The organism is Arthrobacter sp. FB24, from assembly GCF_000196235.1.
Lineage (GTDB): Bacteria > Actinomycetota > Actinomycetes > Actinomycetales > Micrococcaceae > Arthrobacter.
On sequence record NC_008541.1, the window covers coordinates 3,019,031 to 3,035,506 of the forward strand.

The following is a 16,476-nucleotide window of genomic DNA, read 5'->3' on the forward strand; positions in this document are numbered from 1 at the left end:
ATTAACCGATACTGCTCAGGCGACGGCGCCGCCGGCCTGTTGCCTAGGCGCGCAGCAACGCGACGGCGTCGTGAATTGAACCGTCGAACTTCACGTTGCCATGCTCCAGCAGGATTCCACGGGCGCAGATGCGGGACACGAGGTCCAGGTCGTGGCTGACCACCACGAGGGTTTTTCCGTTACGTGCGAGTTCCTGGATCTTGTCAATGCATTTCCGCTGGAAAGGCTCGTCACCCACGGCCAGGATCTCGTCGATGAGGAACACTTCAGGGTCCGTGTGGACCGCAACGGAGAATGCCAGTCTCAGATACATGCCCGAGGAGTAGAACTTAACCTCGGTGTCGATGAACTGGCCAGTCTCGGAGAACTCAACGATGTCGTCGAAGCGGTCGTTGACCTGCTGCTCGGTCATCCCCAGGATGGCGCCGTTGAGGTAGACGTTGTCACGGCCGGAAAGATCGGGGTGAAATCCCGCACCCACTTCGATGAGTCCAGCTACGCGGCCCCGAGTCCGTACGGTGCCGGAGTCCGGAAGCATGACCCCGGAAATGTGCTTAAGCAGAGTAGATTTGCCTGAGCCGTTCAGTCCCAGGAGGGCAACGGTCTCGCCGGTCTTTACCTCCAGCGTGACGTTCTTCAATGCATGGAACTTCTCCGACAGGTCACCCTTCCGTCCCTTGGCGAGCCAGACGACCGCTTCCTTGATGGACCGCGTATGGCGCAGCACGAACTGCTTGCTGATGTCAGAGACTTCGATTGCGTTGACCACTCACAGCTCCTGCGCGAAGCGGCCCTCGAGCCGCCGAAAGGTGAATTGGCCCAGGACCAGGACCAACAGGGCAATGCCCAGTCCCACCGGCGTCCAAAGGCTGAAGAGATTCGGAGGGACGGCAGCGGAGCCGTCCGTCGTCGGGAACCAGAAGGCATAGTGGAAGAGTTCCACGCCGATGGTCACCGGGTTGGCCTGGTAAACAGCGAAAGCCGCTGCGCCGAGCTTCTCCTGCACCATCGTCCACGCGTACATCACCGGTGAAGCCCAGGTGGCCACCATCAGCAGCATGTCCACCAGGTTCTCGGAGTCGCGGAAATACACGTTGGCGGCGCCGAACAACAGCCCCAGACCCGTAGCCAGCAGGCCGACAATTACAAAGCCTGCGACGGCGGCAAGGAGCTGAAACACGTCCGGGTGCCACCCCGCGAAGAGGCAGCCAACCACCAGCACCACGAGTTGCGGGAAAAAGTGGACGCCGGACACCCACACCGACGCCACGGGGAACAGCTCGCGGGGAAGGTAGATCTTCTTGATCAGGTTCCCGTTGTTGACTATCGACCGGGCCGCGTTACCCAACGCCTCCGAAAAGAAGTTAATCAGGACAATGCCCGAAAACAGGTACACGGCGTAATTGGACAGCCCCTCAGGGTTCCTCGGACTGCGTTCCAGTCCGAGGAAGACACCCAGGGCCACATAGAAAACTATGAACTGCACGCCCGGCTTCACATAGGACCAGAGGAGTCCAAGCACCGATCCGCGGTAGCGGACTTTGAGTTCCTTCCGTACCAGGAGTTTGAGCAGGAAGCTCGACTGGCGAAGGTCCCGCAGGCCGCCGCCCAGTCCGGGCGTGGTTAGTTCTCCTGGACTGGTTGCGCTCACTTGATCTCGTTCTGAGTGTGCTGCTCGAACGTTTTCCTCCAGGACTCAATCGACGTGAGGTCGTTCATTGCGGCCTTGTACTTCTTGCTGAGTGCCGGCCAGTTCTGCAGGAGCTGGGAGTGGAGGCGCGCGCTTTCAGCCAGCATCGTTCGAAGCTGTTTCGGATCCCGCCGGTACCACGATGCGCCCGTTCCTTCAGCGTTGGACACTATTGCGCTGTCGTACTGAGCCATCCGCCACCAGCGGTTGTCCTGGTGGGCCACGGTGGCCTGCGGCCGCTCCGCGCTTGAACCGCTCACCGGAGCGGCAAGCTGCCGGATGACAGTCTTGGCGGCCCACGGCAGCAGCGATACCTTGGACGGCTGCGAGATTCCGTGACCCCGGCGCGGGGGCTTGTCCATCTTCGGTGCAGGGAAGTCATCCGGGTCCGGGCGCACGACGGAGTCCGAGTAACCCGACATCATTTCCCGGATCTGCGGCAGCTTGGACGGGAGCAGCTCCCGCAGGGCCTCCGGGCCCTTCAGGATGTCTTCGAGCGCCCAGCCGCGGCCGTGCGCTGTGGCGTACTGCATCGATACCAAGTGCTTGACGTCGATGTACTGGGATTCCCGGACCACGCGTCCGCCATGTTCATAGGGGCTGTGCAGCAGCGCAGCAATGACACGGTTGCGTGCATGGAAGTACGCCTGCCAGCCCACAAGGTCGTCCTTATCGATCCAGGACACGTGCCAGACTGCGGAGCCGGGCAGCGAGACCGTTGGGAAGCCGTGGGCCTTCGCCCGAAGACCGTATTCGGAGTCGTCCCATTTGATGAACAGCGGGAGTGAAAGCCCGATTTCGCGAATCACCTTCGTGGGAATGAGGCACATCCACCATCCGTTGTAGTCCACATCGCAGCGGCGGTGCAGCCAGGACGTCTGCCGGAGGTTTGAAGACATGAAATCGTGCCCGAGGATCATCTCTTCGCTCTGTAGCGACGGCTGGAACCGGTAGGGGTTCACAATCTCGCCAAAAGTATGCAGCACGGTCCGGTTGTACAGGTCGAACATGTGTCCGCCGACGATGGTCGGCGTCTTGCAGCGGTCCGCAAACGTCAGCAGGCGGATGATGCTTTCCGGTTCCACGACAATGTCGTCGTCCATTAGCAGCACGTAATCGCTGCCGTTTTCCACGGCTTCGAACATGCCGCGCGCAAAACCGCCCGAGCCGCCGAGGTTGGACTGGTTGATGATCCGCAGCTTGCCCTGCAGGGAGTCACGGACCTCCGCGAAGCCTTCCGCTTCCGCAACCTTCTGCGAACCCTGGTCCACGATCAGGATTTCCTTGACGTGCTCCAGCGCCTCGGCGTTCTCAGCGAGGAGCCGCAGGTTGTTGAGGCAGAAATCAGTCTTGTTCAGGGTGGTGATCTGCAGCGTCACCGAACCAGGCTGGGTGTCCGCTGCAGGACCCTGCCATTCCGCGTCCAGCATGACGAGGGGTTCCGAGCCGGCCACGAGGTCGAACCAGTACCAGCCGCCGTCACCAAACGGTGCCAGGGATAGATCGAAGAAGTTCTCCGCGATTCCCTCAACCCTGCGGGTGTCCACACGCTGGAGTGATCCGCGGGCGTTGGACTTATAGACGATGACGGACCCGGCACCCTGGGTGCGGACATGAAGCCGGATTTTCTCGACATTGGTCCAACGCCGCCAGTAGCTGGCAGGAAAAGCGTTGAAGTAACTGCCGAAGGAGACACGTTCCCCGGACCGCACGGACGTTGAGAAACGGGACAGGAAGTCCTCCACGTGGGCTTCCTTCGTGGGACTGCTGAAGGCCTGCGGCTTGCTTGCCTTGCCGTCACGATCCCCGACCGTGGGCAGCTGGACACCCGTGGCCGTTCCCATGTCCATGTACAACGGGACCGTGTCCATCTGGCTGGAACTCGGCAGGATTACGCGCTGGAGCGTGTCCCACCGCTGTTCACTGGACTCCTGGCTGTCGGTGCCCTTCGGGCTTTCGGTTGAGACACTCATGCGTCTACGCCTCCGCTTTCAAGCTTTGCGCCACCCTCAAAATGCGGCCGGATCTGGTTGTCAAACATGGTCAGGGCTGAGCCGATTGCCATGTGCATATCGAGGTACTTGTACGTGCCCAGCCGTCCGCCAAAGAGAACGTCCTGCTCCGCAGCCGCGAGGTCGCGGTACTTCAGCAGGCGTTCGCGGTCGGCGGCGGTGTTGATCGGGTAATACGGCTCGTCGCCCTTCACAGCTGCCCGCGAGAACTCCCGCATGATGACTGTCTTTTCAGTCTGGTAGTCGCGCTCCGGGTGGAAGTGGCGCGGTTCGATGATGCGCGTATAGGGGACGTCGTCATCGTTGTAGTTGACCACCGACGTTCCCTGGAAATCGCCGACGTCGAGCACTTCTTCTTTGAAGTCGATGGTCCGCCAGGACAGGTCGCCCTCCGAGAAATCGAAGTACCGGTCGACCGGCCCCGTGTAGATCACCGGGATGTTGCCGACGACCTTGTTCTTGCTGTACTCGTGCGACTCGTCGAAGAAGTCGGTGTTGAGCCGGACCTCGATGTTCGGGTGCTCAGCCATCTTCTCGATCCACGCGGTGTAGCCGTTGGTCGGCAACCCCTCGTACTTGTCGTTGAAGTAGCGGTTGTCGTAGTTGTAGCGCACCGGGAGGCGGGAGATGATCCCCGCGGGCAGGTCCTTCGGATCTGTCTGCCACTGCTTGCCCGTGTAGTGCTTGATGAACGCCTCGTACAGCGGCCGGCCGATCAGCTGGATGCCTTTGTCGTTCAGGTTCTGGGGATCAGTGCCCGCCAGCTCGCCGGCCTGCTCCTGGATGAGGGCCTTGGCTTGTCCCGGCGTCAGGTTGGCGCGGAAGAACTGGTTGATCGTGGCCAGGTTGATCGGCAGGGAGTACACCTCGCCCTTATGGACTCCATAGACCTTGTGCACGTAGTTCGTGAATGTCGTGAACCGGTTGACATACTCCCAAACACGCTCATTGGACGTGTGGAACAGGTGCGCACCGTAGCGGTGCACTTCGATGCCGGTCTGCTCTTCCTTTTCGCTGTAGGCATTGCCGCCGATGTGGTGGCGGCGGTCGAGGACAACGACCTTCAAGCCAAGCTCAGTGGCGGCCTGTTCTGCGATTGTCAGGCCGAAAAAGCCCGACCCTACGATGACGAGGTCAGCGGTCACAAAATCTCCTGATTCGAATGCGGGCAGCCCAATGTTGTGCATTGGCTGCTGCTCTAGCCTACCCGAGACTACGCCGCCACTAGTGAATCCCGGGCCCAGGGCGGGCTTATCCACATACGCCATAGCGGCCGATGTCCCGCGGCGGTGCCCGGCGGTAGCTTGGGCAGAAACCGACTCATTCCCAACGGAAAGCACCTGATGACGCTCCACTGCACCCTGGTCCGGGGGCCCGATGCCTGCAGTGCCGGTCCCCCGCTCGAACTCACTATTGACTCCCCGTCCGGGGGTGCCGGCCTCGTACTGCAACAAGCCCTGGAGCGGGACTACGGCACGGGGGAACTGTCCGTATCCGGCCTTCCGTTGTCCGGCCTCATTGTGGGCACCCCGCCGCTCGTCAACGGGGCCGTTATCGTGGACGGTGCCGGAGAAGGGCCTCCTGAAGCCAGCGGCGGAAGGACCGCGACGCTGCTGGTCGCCGTACACAGCGGTCCGGCGGCGGGGACGGTGGTGCCCCTGCGGCGCGGCACGTACCGGATCGGCCGCAGGGGCACCGAAATCGCCATTCCCGATGCTGCCCTGTCTCGCGAGCACGCCAGGTTGGACGTCACGGATACGGCTGTCACCATCGCCGACCTAAACAGCGTCAACGGGACCTTCGTGGATGGAAAGCTGGTGGCGCAGGCTTCGGTTTCGACCTGCTCACTCATCAGCTGTGGGAATTCGACGCTGTCCATCGTGTTCGGCCCCGGTCCGGCACGCCGGCTTCCGGAGTGGCAGGCCGCCGGAGCCAGTGTGGCCGAGCCACTGAGAGTTCCGCATCGGCCGGAAGGCGGCAACAGAGGCGTCCTGCTCCTCACCGTGGCACTGCCGTTGCTCATCGGCGTGGGTCTGGCAGTCATCACCGGGATGTGGATGTTTCTGGCCTTTACAGCAGTTTCTGCGCTCTCGGTCCTCGTTCCCGTGATGGCCGGCCGCCGCCAGCGGCGCCGGCTCAGGTCATTGATCGCTGCCGCCGTTGAAAAAGACGTCGAACGACGACGCCGGTCCGCGCCGTCGGCGGCCGAACTCGTTCTCAGGGGGCAAAGCGACCACTCCGGTCCACCGGCAGGACCGGCCGTTCCCGACGACATCGCCGTGCGGCTCGGGCTGGCCGAGCAACTGGCCAACATCAGCCTGGATCCGGCCGACCCGGACTTCGAGGCGCCAACTGCGGGGCTCATGCCCGTCATCCTTCAGCTTCCTGGCCTCACATTTATCCGTGGCCCGCAGCAAGACGTCGCCGGCCTGATCCGGTTTGTGATCATGCAGCTCACAAGTTGCCGGTCTTCGGCGCGGACCCGAATCCTGGTGCACGGGTCACCCTCTTCCCTCCCACTGGCCGCCCGCTTCCTGACGCCGGTAACGCTTTCGTCCAACCTGCGAACGACTTCACACCTTCTGGAGCGCAGTATAGACCGGGACCATGAACGTGGCGTACTGATACTGACCGATGGCGTCGACTGCCCCGCCGGACTTCCAGGCATGTCTGCCGCCGCGATCAGCCGCGGCTGGCAGGTCCTCGACTGCACACAGGCCGGTACCGCCGCATCAGGCAGTCTCATCGAACTGGGTGGCCCCGCCGCCCGGGTGTGCGTTGCGGACTCCGCGACGGACTTCGTCCCCGATTTCGTCCCGGAAATATTCTTCGACCGATATTGCCGAAGCATGGCGCCGTGGTTTGAGCCCGGTCCGAGTTCCGGGCCGGCCGTCCCGCAGAACTGCTCCCTGGCCGACGTCCTTGCGGGTTCCGCCGCTGACACCTTGGCTCGTTGGGCCGTCGGCCGCCGGAGTCCGGGCCTCTCCGTTCCCATCGGGATGGCGGCACAGGGTCCCCGCATGCTGGACCTTGAGTTGGACGGCCCGCATCTCCTGGTGGCCGGCACCACGGGTTCCGGGAAGTCCGAACTCCTCCGCAGCCTGGCGGCCGGACTTGCACTAAGCTACCCGCCGGATCGGATTAATTTCCTCTTTATAGACTTCAAAGGCGGTTCGGGGCTAGGTCCGTTGACGGGCCTCCCCCACTGCGTGGGCATGCTCACAGACCTCACCAGGCACGAGTTGGAACGCGCGCTGACTTCCCTGCGCGCGGAAATCCGGTACCGGGAGGAATTGCTTTCCGCCGCGCAGGCCCCGGACCTGGCGGGCTACAGGTCCGGGGGCTCCCCAGCCGGCCCGCTTCCGCATCTGGTCCTCATCATCGACGAATTTCGAATGCTCGTCGAAGACGCCCCCGAAGCCCTGAAGGAACTGATGCGAATCGCAGCGATTGGACGGTCGCTGGGCATCCACCTGATCATGGCCACACAGCGACCCCAAGGGGCGCTTACGGCGGACATCCGTGCGAACGTCACCACCAGCATTGCGCTGCGCGTCCAGTCGGAGATGGAATCGGTAGACATCATCAATTCCAGGGTCGCCGCCGGAATTCCGCTGTCCAGCCCCGGGCGGGCTTACTTCGCCCGCGGGATGGAGGATCCCGTCGAGTTCCAGACGGCGTCCCTGGCCGGCGCCGAAGCTGCGTTGGGTGCTTCCACGGTCCGGGTCCGCGGCGCTGTGGAGGCCCTGGCGGCGGCCCCAACTGACCCGGCCGGGCAGGCAGCCCCTGCGCCGGCGCCCTCTCCGGCCCGGGCAGCCGGTCCTGTTGTCACATCGCTGGTGCAACTCTGGGACGGCATGGGAGGCATCGCGCCCCGTCGTCCCGTGGCCATGCCGTTGCCATCGATGGTGTCCCTTCCCGGCGCCGGCGCGGACGGGACATCCGATCCCGGCGGCTGGTCCGTGCAACTAGGTCTACTGGACGAGCCCGGCCGGCAGCGCGTTTCCCGGCTGGTATGGCAACCGTCCGGCCATGGGCATCTGGCCCTCATCGGCGCAGCGGGCAGCGGGGTGGACGAAGCCCTGGAGCTGACGCTGCAGCAGCTGATCGCGCATGACGTGGAGTCGCACGTCTACCTGCTCGACGCCGGAAACTCCTTCAGCTTCGTCCGTTCCATGCCGCGGGTGGGTGCCGCGGCAGGGCTTCACGAACTCCGCCGCGCCGTCAGGATCCTGGAACGCATTGCACTGGAGCTGTCCCTCCGGCTCAGCCGCCCCGCGGAGGCCGTGCGGCCGCCGATCGTGCTGGTGCTTGCGGGTTGGGGTTCGTGGGTCTCATCGCTTAGGGCCGGGCCACTGGCCTGGGCGGAAGACCTGGTCCAGGACATCGTCCGGGACGGTGCCAAGGCGGGCGTGACGGTGCTCATTGCCGGAGAGCGGGAAGTAGTAACGTCGCGATACTTCGCGTCCGTCCCCAACCGGGCCTTCTTTCCCACCGGCTCCACGGAGGAGGGCCGACTTGCCTGGCCGCGGCTGCCGGACGTCGCAGCGGTCCGCGGACGGGCAGTCGTATTCGGAGCGTTCACCGGCAGCCAGCGATCGGCAGCCCAGTTTTATGCCGCGGCCCTGGCGGGAATGACAAGCCCGGCCGCGGTGAGGGAGCCAGCCGCCCGGCCGTTCAGAATCGAAGCGCTCCCGACGCGTGTGAGCGTGTCCGATGTCCTGGCCCGTGTCGGGACCCTCTCAACGTGCCCGAGAAACCGGGAGGCGGATGCCGGTAGCGTAAACAAGAACCGCAAAATATTCATCGGCGTCGGCGGTGACGAACTTGACCCGGCGGTTGTCCGTCTGCCACCGGGAAGCGTCTTGCCGGTTCTGGGAGGCCCATCTTCCGGCAAGAGTTCCCTTCTTGCCGCCATTCCGCCCTTGAACACTGATGTTCCCGGATGGTTCTTTCCCGGACCCCGGGATATTCCCGCCAACTACTGGGCGGACGTACTGGCCGGCGCTGATTCCGGAGGTCCCAACAACGACTCGATATTGCTCGTGGACGATGCCGACATGCAGACACCGGAAGCGAACCGGCACCTCACAGCCCTGCACGGTCTGGGGTTCACGATAATGCTGACGGCGGGGTTTAGCCCGACACTCAGCCAGCGGGTGCCGCTGGCTGCACACGCCCGCGGCCAAGGCACTGGAATCCTTATCGCGCCGCGGAACATCATGGACGGCGAGTTCTTCGGCATCCGCTTCGAAGTGGAGGCCAACCCGCTCCCCGGGCGGGCCGTCCTGATTGCCGAGGGCCGGACAACTCCCGTGCAGCTGGCGGCCGGACCCGGTACGCACGCGCAGGTCACAGGGCGGGAGGCGCCCCGCCGGCGCGCGACGCGAAACTGATCACTCTCTTGTTGAACAACAACACCACTGCAGTGACTGCCGGAATGACCATGGCGGTTCCCGCGGCAATGTAGCCGCCGCTAAGCGTCGGAAATCCAATCGTCAAGACAAACAACTGGGCCACCAGGGCCCCTGCCCTGGGCCACCGGAATCCCCGGAAGAGGAAATATCCAACAGCGTAGAGCCAGGCGGCAAAGGACAGCAGGAGCGCCAAGGTAAACACAGCTCCCCAAAACGAAAGCACCGGCGCCCCTGTGACCAACTGAATGGCGTACCAGCCCGCTGCCACGAGGAGCGCCGTGGCTTCCACGGCCACGATCAGGGACAGCACGGTGACCGCCGGGGGCCGCGCGGCCCGGGCTCCCGGGGAGACGGAATCGGGGCCGGCGTGGTTCTCTGGGGCTCTTGACACACTGGCACCATACCGGACATAGTCGGTTAGCGGGGAGGGCGCTGGCGACCTATGTGACGTATCGCTCACGCTTAAGAGGCACTTCTTAGACGATTACCCCTTGTTTACACAGCGTTAACATGACACGCTTAATTCAGATGACCAAGGGGACCCGGCAGGGTCCCTTTCTTATGTAGCCTCTAGTGAATATTTTCACAAGATGCTTCCAACGAGTTCCCAGGAATGGAGTGACTGATCAGCATGGATTGGCGTAACCGCGCAGCGTGCCTCGACAAGGACCCGGAGCTTTTCTTCCCAGTAGGAAACACCGGGCCTGCTCTCCTCCAGATCGAGGAAGCGAAAAGTGTGTGCCGCCGCTGCCCTGTGGTGGACACCTGCCTCCAGTGGGCACTCGAATCGGGACAGGACGCCGGCGTCTGGGGCGGAATGAGCGAAGACGAGCGCCGGGCCCTCAAGCGCCGCGCTGCACGCGCCCGTCGGGCTTCCTGACCACCGGGATTTCGGCCTCCGGGCCAAAAGGGAGGGGCCGCGGACTTCACAGTCCGCGGCCCCTCCCTTTTAAGGGTCTTGCCTCATCGATTCTGCAGGTTTAAGACAATCTGCACGGCAGTGCCCCCGCCCTCACGGGGTTTCCACTGGATGCTCCCGCCGAGCTCGCTCGTGACAAGGGTCCGGACGATCTGCAATCCCAGGCCTTCGACGTGCGGTGTCTCCGGCAGGCCGACTCCGTCATCGGCAACAGTAACTGTCAGGAACTCGTCTCCGTCATCACCCTCCGAGCGGTCGGCCAGCAGCCAGACAGTTCCGGTCCTTCCCTCCAAGCCATGTTCGACGGCGTTCGTCACCAGCTCGTTGATCACCAGGGCAAGCGGGGTGGCGAAATCGCTGGGGAGCTCACCGAACAGCCCGGATCTTGCTGTCTTGACCTGCTGCGAGGGTGAAGCGACTTCAGCCGAAAGACGGAACTGGCGGCCAATCAGCTCATCGAAGTCGACACTTTGCGTCAGCCCCTGGGAAAGCGTCTCGTGGACAAGGGCAATCGTTGCGACTCGTCGCATGGCCTGCTCGAGGCCCTGCTTGGCCTCATCACTGACCATCCGGCGCGACTGCATCCGCAACAGCGCCGCCACGGTCTGCAGGTTGTTTTTCACCCGGTGATGGATCTCGCGGATGGTGGCGTCCTTGGTGACGAGTTCCATTTCCCGGCGCCGAAGTTCAGAAACGTCACGGCAGAGCACCAGAGCCCCGAACCGCTGCTGCTCATCCCGCAACGGAATGGCCCGAAGCGACAGGCTGACTCCCCGGGATTCGATTTCGCTGCGCCACGGCATCCTGCCGGTCACGACGAGCGGCAGGGTTTCGTCCACCATGCGACGGTCCCGCAGCAATCCTGCTGTGACTTCTGCCAGGGACCTGCCTTCGAGGGATTCACCGTCACCAAGGCGCCGGAACGCCGAGACCCCGTTAGGGCTGGCATATTGCACGATTCCGTCCGCGTCGAGCCGAATCAGGCCGTCGCCCACCCGCGGGGCGCCGCGGCGGGATCCGGTCGGCGAAGCAAAGTCGGGCCACAGGCCGAGGGTACCCATCCGCAGCAGGTCGTAAGCGCACTGCCGGTAGGTCAGTTCGAGCCTTGACGGCATCCGTGAACTGGACAAGTCCATGTGCGTGGTCACCACAGCGAGCGTCCGGCCGTTTCTGACCATGGGAACTGCTTCAACCCGGAGAGCCATGTCGCTGCTCCAGTTGGTCTCGCTGGAGCGCTCAATGGTCCGGCTGCTCCAGGCCTTGTCAACCAAGGGCTGCAGATCCGACCTGATCCCCTCCCCCACGAAGTCGGTGTGGAACACCGTATGCGTGGTGGAGGGGCGGACGTGGGCCAGAGCCACGTAACCAAACTCAGGATGCGGAAACCACAAGGCAAGGTCAGCGAATGCGAGGTCGGCGACCATCTGCCAGTCGCCCACCAGGAGGTGCAGCCACTCGGCATCCCCCGGCCCGAAATCAGCATGTTCCCTGATGGGGTCCGTAAAGATTGCCACTACACCTCCAGTTTCGACGCTTGGAACGGGGTCCCTAGCGTCGGACGATTGACCTCAAGAGCCTCAATGCTACCGACAGTGACGCCATATCGTCCGCTTCGAGTGAGTTGACCTCGTCAAACATGCTCCTGGCACGGTTGAGCTGCTCGGCATTCAGGCCTTCCCAGTCCAGTACCCGGTCCTCCGCGGGGGCTCCGGCCGACGTGGACTCAAGGACCGACGTCGTAATGTCCGAAATCGTGGAGTAAAGGTCGTCGCGCAAGGCGGCGCGGGCAAGTGCCTGCCAGCGGTCCCGCCTCGGAAGCTTGGTGATCCTTTCCAGGAGGGAGTCCACATGGAACCGGTCAAACACCGTGTAGTACACGTGCGCGATGCCCTCCACCGGCTCCGGACTGATGTGGGCAATCTTGGCGATGTCGAGCAGCACGAAGCTTTCGAACAGCTCGGCCCAGCGGTGGGCAAGATCCTCCGGAAGTTCCCAGCTTCGGGCCTTTTCCAGCCACGCGGCGACGCGGGCACGGTCCTCACCACGCAGGTAATCGAGGAGACGGGCACGCATCGGATCCATCAGCGGCTTGAATTCGTCCACGATTTCCGAAATCGGCCGGGAACCGCTGCCCTGGCCCAGCACCCACCGGACCGCGCGGTCCAGAAGCCGCCGAATGTCCAAGTGGACGGTGCTCCAGTGCTCTGTCGGGAAGGAGGCCGGCAGTTCGTTGAGCTCCGCCACCATGACGTCCAGCTCGTAGATCTCGCGGAGCGCAACGAATGCTTTGGCTACGGCCGCTTCATTGGCGGACGTCTCCTCAATGGTGCGGAACGCAAACGTAATGCCACCGAGGTTGATCATGTCGTTGGCCACGACAGTGGCGATGATCTCCCGACGCAGCGGATGGGTATCGAGCTCGGCGTCGAACCTTTCCCGAAGCTGCTTGGGGAAGTACGCACGCAGGGTCTGCCTGAACCACGGATCGTCCGCGAGATCGCTCTCACGCAGTGCCGTTGCGAGTTCGATCTTCGCGTAAGCCGCGAGTACCGAAAGCTCGGGCGAGGTCAGCCCTTGCCCCTGTTCCAGGCGTTCCCGGAGCGTCGCCGTTGTCGGTAGGGCTTCAAGCTCTCGTTTGAGGTCAGCGGATTTCTCCAGCCAGTCCATGAGGCGCTCATAGCTGGGGCTCCACTCCGCAACACGGATGCGGTCGTTGAGAAGCAGGATGTTCTGGTCGATGTTATCTTCCAGGACGAGCCGCCCGACTTCATCCGTCATCGACGCCAGGAAGTCCGCCCTCTCCGCAGCGTCGAGCTTTCCGGCGGCAACCATGCGGTCAACGAAGATCTTGATGTTCACCTCGTGGTCCGAGCAGTCGACGCCGGCCGAGTTGTCGATGGCGTCGGTGTTCAGGATGACTCCCTGAAGCGCTGCTTCAATACGTCCGCGCTGAGTCATGCCCAGGTTTCCGCCTTCTCCGACCACTTTGACGCGAAGGTCGCGGCCGTCGACGCGGATGGCGTCGTTCGCTTTGTCTCCCACCTCGGCATGCGTTTCGGTACTTGCCTTCACGTATGTTCCGATGCCGCCGTTGTACAGCAGGTCCGCGGGCGCCAGGAGAATGGCTCGTAGGAGTTCCGGCGGGCTCAGTTCGGTGGTGCCGTCCGGCAGTCCGAGGGCGACGCGCACCTGATCAGAGACCGGAATGGACTTTGCCTGCCGTCCGAAGACGCCGCCGCCTTCGCTGATGAGGGATTTGTCGTAATCGTCCCAGGAGGACCGGGGCAGGTCGAACAGCCTCTGCCGTTCTGCGTAGGACGTGGCCTCATCCGGATTCGGATCCAGGAAGATGTGGCGGTGGTCGAATGCCGCCAGCAGCCGGATGTGCTGCGAAAGCAGCATTCCATTGCCAAAGACGTCCCCGGACATATCGCCCACGCCCACCACTGTGAACGGCTCAGACTGTGTATCCAGGTCCAGTTCGCTGAAGTGGCGCTTGACCGATTCCCACGCGCCCCGCGCCGTGATCCCCATGGCTTTGTGGTCGTAGCCCACGGAGCCGCCGGAGGCGAACGCATCGCCAAGCCAAAAGCCGTACTCGGCCGAGAGACCGTTAGCGATGTCCGAAAATGTTGCGGTTCCCTTGTCGGCAGCGACGACGAGGTAGTTGTCGTTGTCGTCATGGCGGACGACGTCGGCCGGCGGAACCACAGCTTCGCCCTCCGGAGTGGTGATCAGGTTGTCCGTAAGGTCCAGAAGCCCGCGGATGAACGTCTTGTAGCTTTCCACGCCCTCCGCCATCCACGCCGTCCGGTCGACGGCAGGGTCCGGGAGTTGCTTGGCGAAGAATCCGCCCTTGGCGCCGGTGGGAACGATGACGGCATTCTTGACGGTCTGTGCTTTAACAAGGCCAAGGATTTCGGTGCGGAAGTCCTCGCGCCGGTCGGACCAGCGCAGCCCGCCACGGGCCACCTTGCCGAAGCGCAGGTGCACGCCCTCCACCCTGGGCGAGTACACCCAGATTTCATACATCGGGCGCGGGAAGGCCAGGCCGTCGATCGCGGCCGGATTGAGTTTGAAGCTTAGGTACGGCTTCTGCTGGTAGAAGTTCGTTCGGAGTGTGGCCTCGATGAGGTTCGCAAACGTCCGGAGAACACGGTCGGCGTCCAACGTGGCGACTTGTTCGATGGCGGCTGCCAGTTCCGCGCGGACGGTCGTCTGGCGCTGCGTCCGGACATCGTCCTCGACGGCGGGGTCAAAGCGCGCCGCGAACAGGGCGCTCAGGGAGCGGGTCACGTCCGGATTGGCCAGCAGCGTGTCGGCAATGAATCCAAACGAGTTCGTGTTGCCCATCTGGCGCATGTATTTCGCATAAGCGCGGAGGACCACGATCTGGCGCCAGTGCATGCCCTCGCGCAGGACCAGCCGGTCGAAACTGTCCGACTCGACATCACCGGAAACGGCGGCGCCGAAAGCGTCCGCCAACAACTGGCCGGTCGCGAGGGGGGCCACCCCGGCGGGGTATTTGAGGCCGAGGTCGTACAGGAAGAAATCCCGCTTGTCGGCCGTCTCGATCTCGAAAGGCCGTTCATCGAGCACTTCAAGACCAAGATTATGGAAGTACGGCAGAATCTGGCTAAGGCTCTTCGGCTCAAGCATGTAGAGCTTGACCCGGGCGTCCTCTTCGAGCGTGGCTCCGGCCCCCTCCGGCAGGTACACGTGGACCCCGGGCCGTTCCTGCGTGCCCTTTTCAGCCAGCTCAGCAGCCGACCCGTACTTCTCGAACCGCGCGATGTCCGTAAGAGCGTCCTCAACCTCGTAGTCAACGCGGTAGCTGGCGGGGAAGGCCTCGGCCCAGGCCGAGGCAAGCCCTTTGTTGTCGTCATCGGTGGCGCTGGCACGCAGCACTTCGGTGATGCCTTCGCTCCACGAACGCGCAGCCCGGACGAGCCTCTTCTCAAGCTCCTCAACATTGACGTCGCTGACGTCGGCATCCTTGGGCAACCGGATACGGAAAAACAACCGGGCCAACGCGGACTCGGTCATCCTGGCTTCGTAGTCAATGGAGACTGCGTGGAAGGTCTCGCGGAGTTCCTGCTCAATGCGGAGGCGGACGTTGGTCGTGTAGCGGTCGCGGGGAAGATACACCAGTGCGGACATGAACCGGCCGTAGATATCAGGCCTCAGGAACAGCCGGGTGCGCCGCCGTTCCTGAAGCCGCTGGATCCCGGTTGCCGTCGCGGCAAGGTCCGAAATCTCGATCTGGAACAGCTCGTCGCGGGGGTAAGTTTCAAGAATGCCCAGCAAGTCCTTGCCGGAGTGCGAGTGCGGCGGGAACCCGGCACTGCGGAGGACAGCTTCTACCTTCTCGCGGACAATCGGAATGTTCCTGACGGAGCCAGCGTAGGCGCTGGTGGCGAAAAGGCCGATGAACCGCTGCTCGCCGTTGACGTTTCCGGCGGCGTCAAAGCTCTTGACTCCGATGTAGTCCAGGTATGCCGGCCGGTGCACTGTGGACCGGGAATTGGCTTTGGTAATGACCAGGGCGCGCTTTTCGCGCGCCTTCTTGCGGCCCGCGACCGTGAGGTGCTGGACGTGGTGTCCGTCGGCGCCGCTGCGCAGCAGCCCGAGGCCGCTCTCCTCCCGCAGTTCCAGCACGTCCTCGCCGGACTCGGTGACGAGGTCGTATTCGCGGTACCCAAGGAAGGTGAAGTTGCCGTCGTCCAGCCACCGAAGGAGGTCCTGGGCCTGGCGCAATTCCTCGATCTGCGAGGGGTTGGCTACGTTGTCCAGGTCCTGGGCGATCTGAAGCGCCTTGTTGCGCATCTTCGGCCAGTCTTCCACAGCGGCCCGGACATCCCCGAGGACGCGTTCGATGCCTTCGATGAGCCGCACATGCGCTTCCTCGCTGGCAAGTCCGATTTCGACAGCGATCCACGACTCCATATGCGAGGCGTTATCCCCCTGGGCAATAAGGTGTGACAGGCTCGGCATGGCTGCAGTGTCGCCGCTGGAAATGCCGATGCTGGACGGGACCCTGTCCACTTTTGTGAGTCGAGCGGTTTCCCGGTTACGCGTCACAACAAAAAGCGGGTGGAGTACGAGATGGATGGCCGAGTTCTGGCGAACGAGCTCCGCGTTTACGGAGTCCACCAGGAACGGCATATCGTCCGTGACGATGTACACCACGCTGCAATCGGGTTCGTCCACAATCCGGACGTTGGCCGTGCCGGGGACGCGGACAGCAGCCACTTCTCGGTGGGTTTCGGCGCGGGCGGCGAGGACATCGGGTGAATACGCCCGGGAGTCCTCCTCCGCAAGGTGCTCGTAGTAGTCTCCGAAGTACCCCTCACGGGCTCCGAGCAAAACGGACTGATCCTCCACGCTGGACCCAGACGACATCGACAAACGCCTCCATCACAAGTTCATAGTTGCCTC

Annotated in this window: 9 protein-coding genes; 2 read left to right on the forward strand and 7 right to left on the reverse strand. The window is 63.3% G+C overall.

Annotation, left to right across the window (positions count from 1 at the left end; all coding sequences use genetic code 11):
• Positions 1 to 43: 43 nt before the first annotated feature.
• Genes ARTH_RS13665 through glf form a run of 4 tightly spaced genes read right to left on the reverse strand, consistent with a single transcriptional unit; the run spans position 44 to position 4,847 of the window.
• Complete coding sequence (locus ARTH_RS13665; RefSeq protein WP_011692532.1) at positions 44 to 769, reverse strand: ABC transporter ATP-binding protein; 726 nt, start codon at positions 767 to 769, stop codon at positions 44 to 46.
• Positions 770 to 1,651 carry an ABC transporter permease gene (locus tag ARTH_RS13670; protein ID WP_011692533.1) on the reverse strand — a complete coding sequence of 294 codons (882 nt, stop codon included), beginning with the start codon at positions 1,649 to 1,651 and terminating at the stop codon, positions 770 to 772.
• Entirely contained in the window at positions 1,648 to 3,663 is a 2,016-nt protein-coding gene (locus ARTH_RS13675; RefSeq protein ID WP_011692534.1) for a glycosyltransferase, read from the reverse strand. Before ARTH_RS13675 ends, ARTH_RS13670 begins: the two co-directional genes overlap by 4 nt.
• Positions 3,660 to 4,847, reverse strand: a complete 1,188-nt coding sequence (gene glf / locus ARTH_RS13680; protein WP_011692535.1) for a UDP-galactopyranose mutase — start codon at positions 4,845 to 4,847, stop codon at positions 3,660 to 3,662. The genes ARTH_RS13675 and glf overlap by 4 nt, the downstream gene beginning before the upstream one ends.
• A gap of 198 nt (positions 4,848 to 5,045) precedes the next feature.
• Here glf and ARTH_RS13685 point away from each other — a divergent pair, with 198 nt between their 5' ends.
• Positions 5,046 to 9,098: an FtsK/SpoIIIE domain-containing protein gene (locus tag ARTH_RS13685; RefSeq protein ID WP_043429896.1), complete on the forward strand. Its 4,053-nt coding sequence runs from the start codon at positions 5,046 to 5,048 to the stop codon at positions 9,096 to 9,098.
• On the opposite strand, the gene ARTH_RS13690 is transcribed toward ARTH_RS13685, so the two are convergent.
• Positions 9,055 to 9,510, reverse strand: a complete 456-nt coding sequence (locus tag ARTH_RS13690) for a hypothetical protein (RefSeq protein WP_011692537.1) — start codon at positions 9,508 to 9,510, stop codon at positions 9,055 to 9,057. The genes ARTH_RS13685 and ARTH_RS13690 overlap by 44 nt on opposite strands.
• Before the next feature lie 240 nt (positions 9,511 to 9,750).
• Here ARTH_RS13690 and ARTH_RS13695 point away from each other — a divergent pair, with 240 nt between their 5' ends.
• Positions 9,751 to 9,999, forward strand: coding sequence for a WhiB family transcriptional regulator (locus ARTH_RS13695; protein WP_003804966.1), 249 nt, complete (start codon positions 9,751 to 9,753; stop codon positions 9,997 to 9,999).
• Positions 10,000 to 10,082: 83 nt separating this feature from the next.
• Here ARTH_RS13695 and ARTH_RS13700 read toward each other — a convergent pair whose 3' ends face one another.
• Positions 10,083 to 11,552, reverse strand: a complete 1,470-nt coding sequence (locus ARTH_RS13700) for a sensor histidine kinase (protein WP_011692538.1) — start codon at positions 11,550 to 11,552, stop codon at positions 10,083 to 10,085.
• A gap of 34 nt (positions 11,553 to 11,586) precedes the next feature.
• Positions 11,587 to 16,440, reverse strand: a complete 4,854-nt coding sequence (locus tag ARTH_RS13705) for an NAD-glutamate dehydrogenase (RefSeq protein WP_011692539.1) — start codon at positions 16,438 to 16,440, stop codon at positions 11,587 to 11,589.
• Between the last annotated feature and the right edge of the window lie 36 nt (positions 16,441 to 16,476).

Coding starts and splice junctions, on each gene's coding strand:
- ARTH_RS13695 (WP_003804966.1), top strand. CDS start 9,751: ATGGATTGGCGTAACCGCGCAGCGTGCCTCGACAAGGACCCGGAGCTT.
- ARTH_RS13685 (WP_043429896.1), top strand. CDS start 5,046: ATGACGCTCCACTGCACCCTGGTCCGGGGGCCCGATGCCTGCAGTGCC.
- ARTH_RS13705 (WP_011692539.1), bottom strand. CDS start 16,440: ATGTCGTCTGGGTCCAGCGTGGAGGATCAGTCCGTTTTGCTCGGAGCC.
- ARTH_RS13675 (WP_011692534.1), bottom strand. CDS start 3,663: ATGAGTGTCTCAACCGAAAGCCCGAAGGGCACCGACAGCCAGGAGTCC.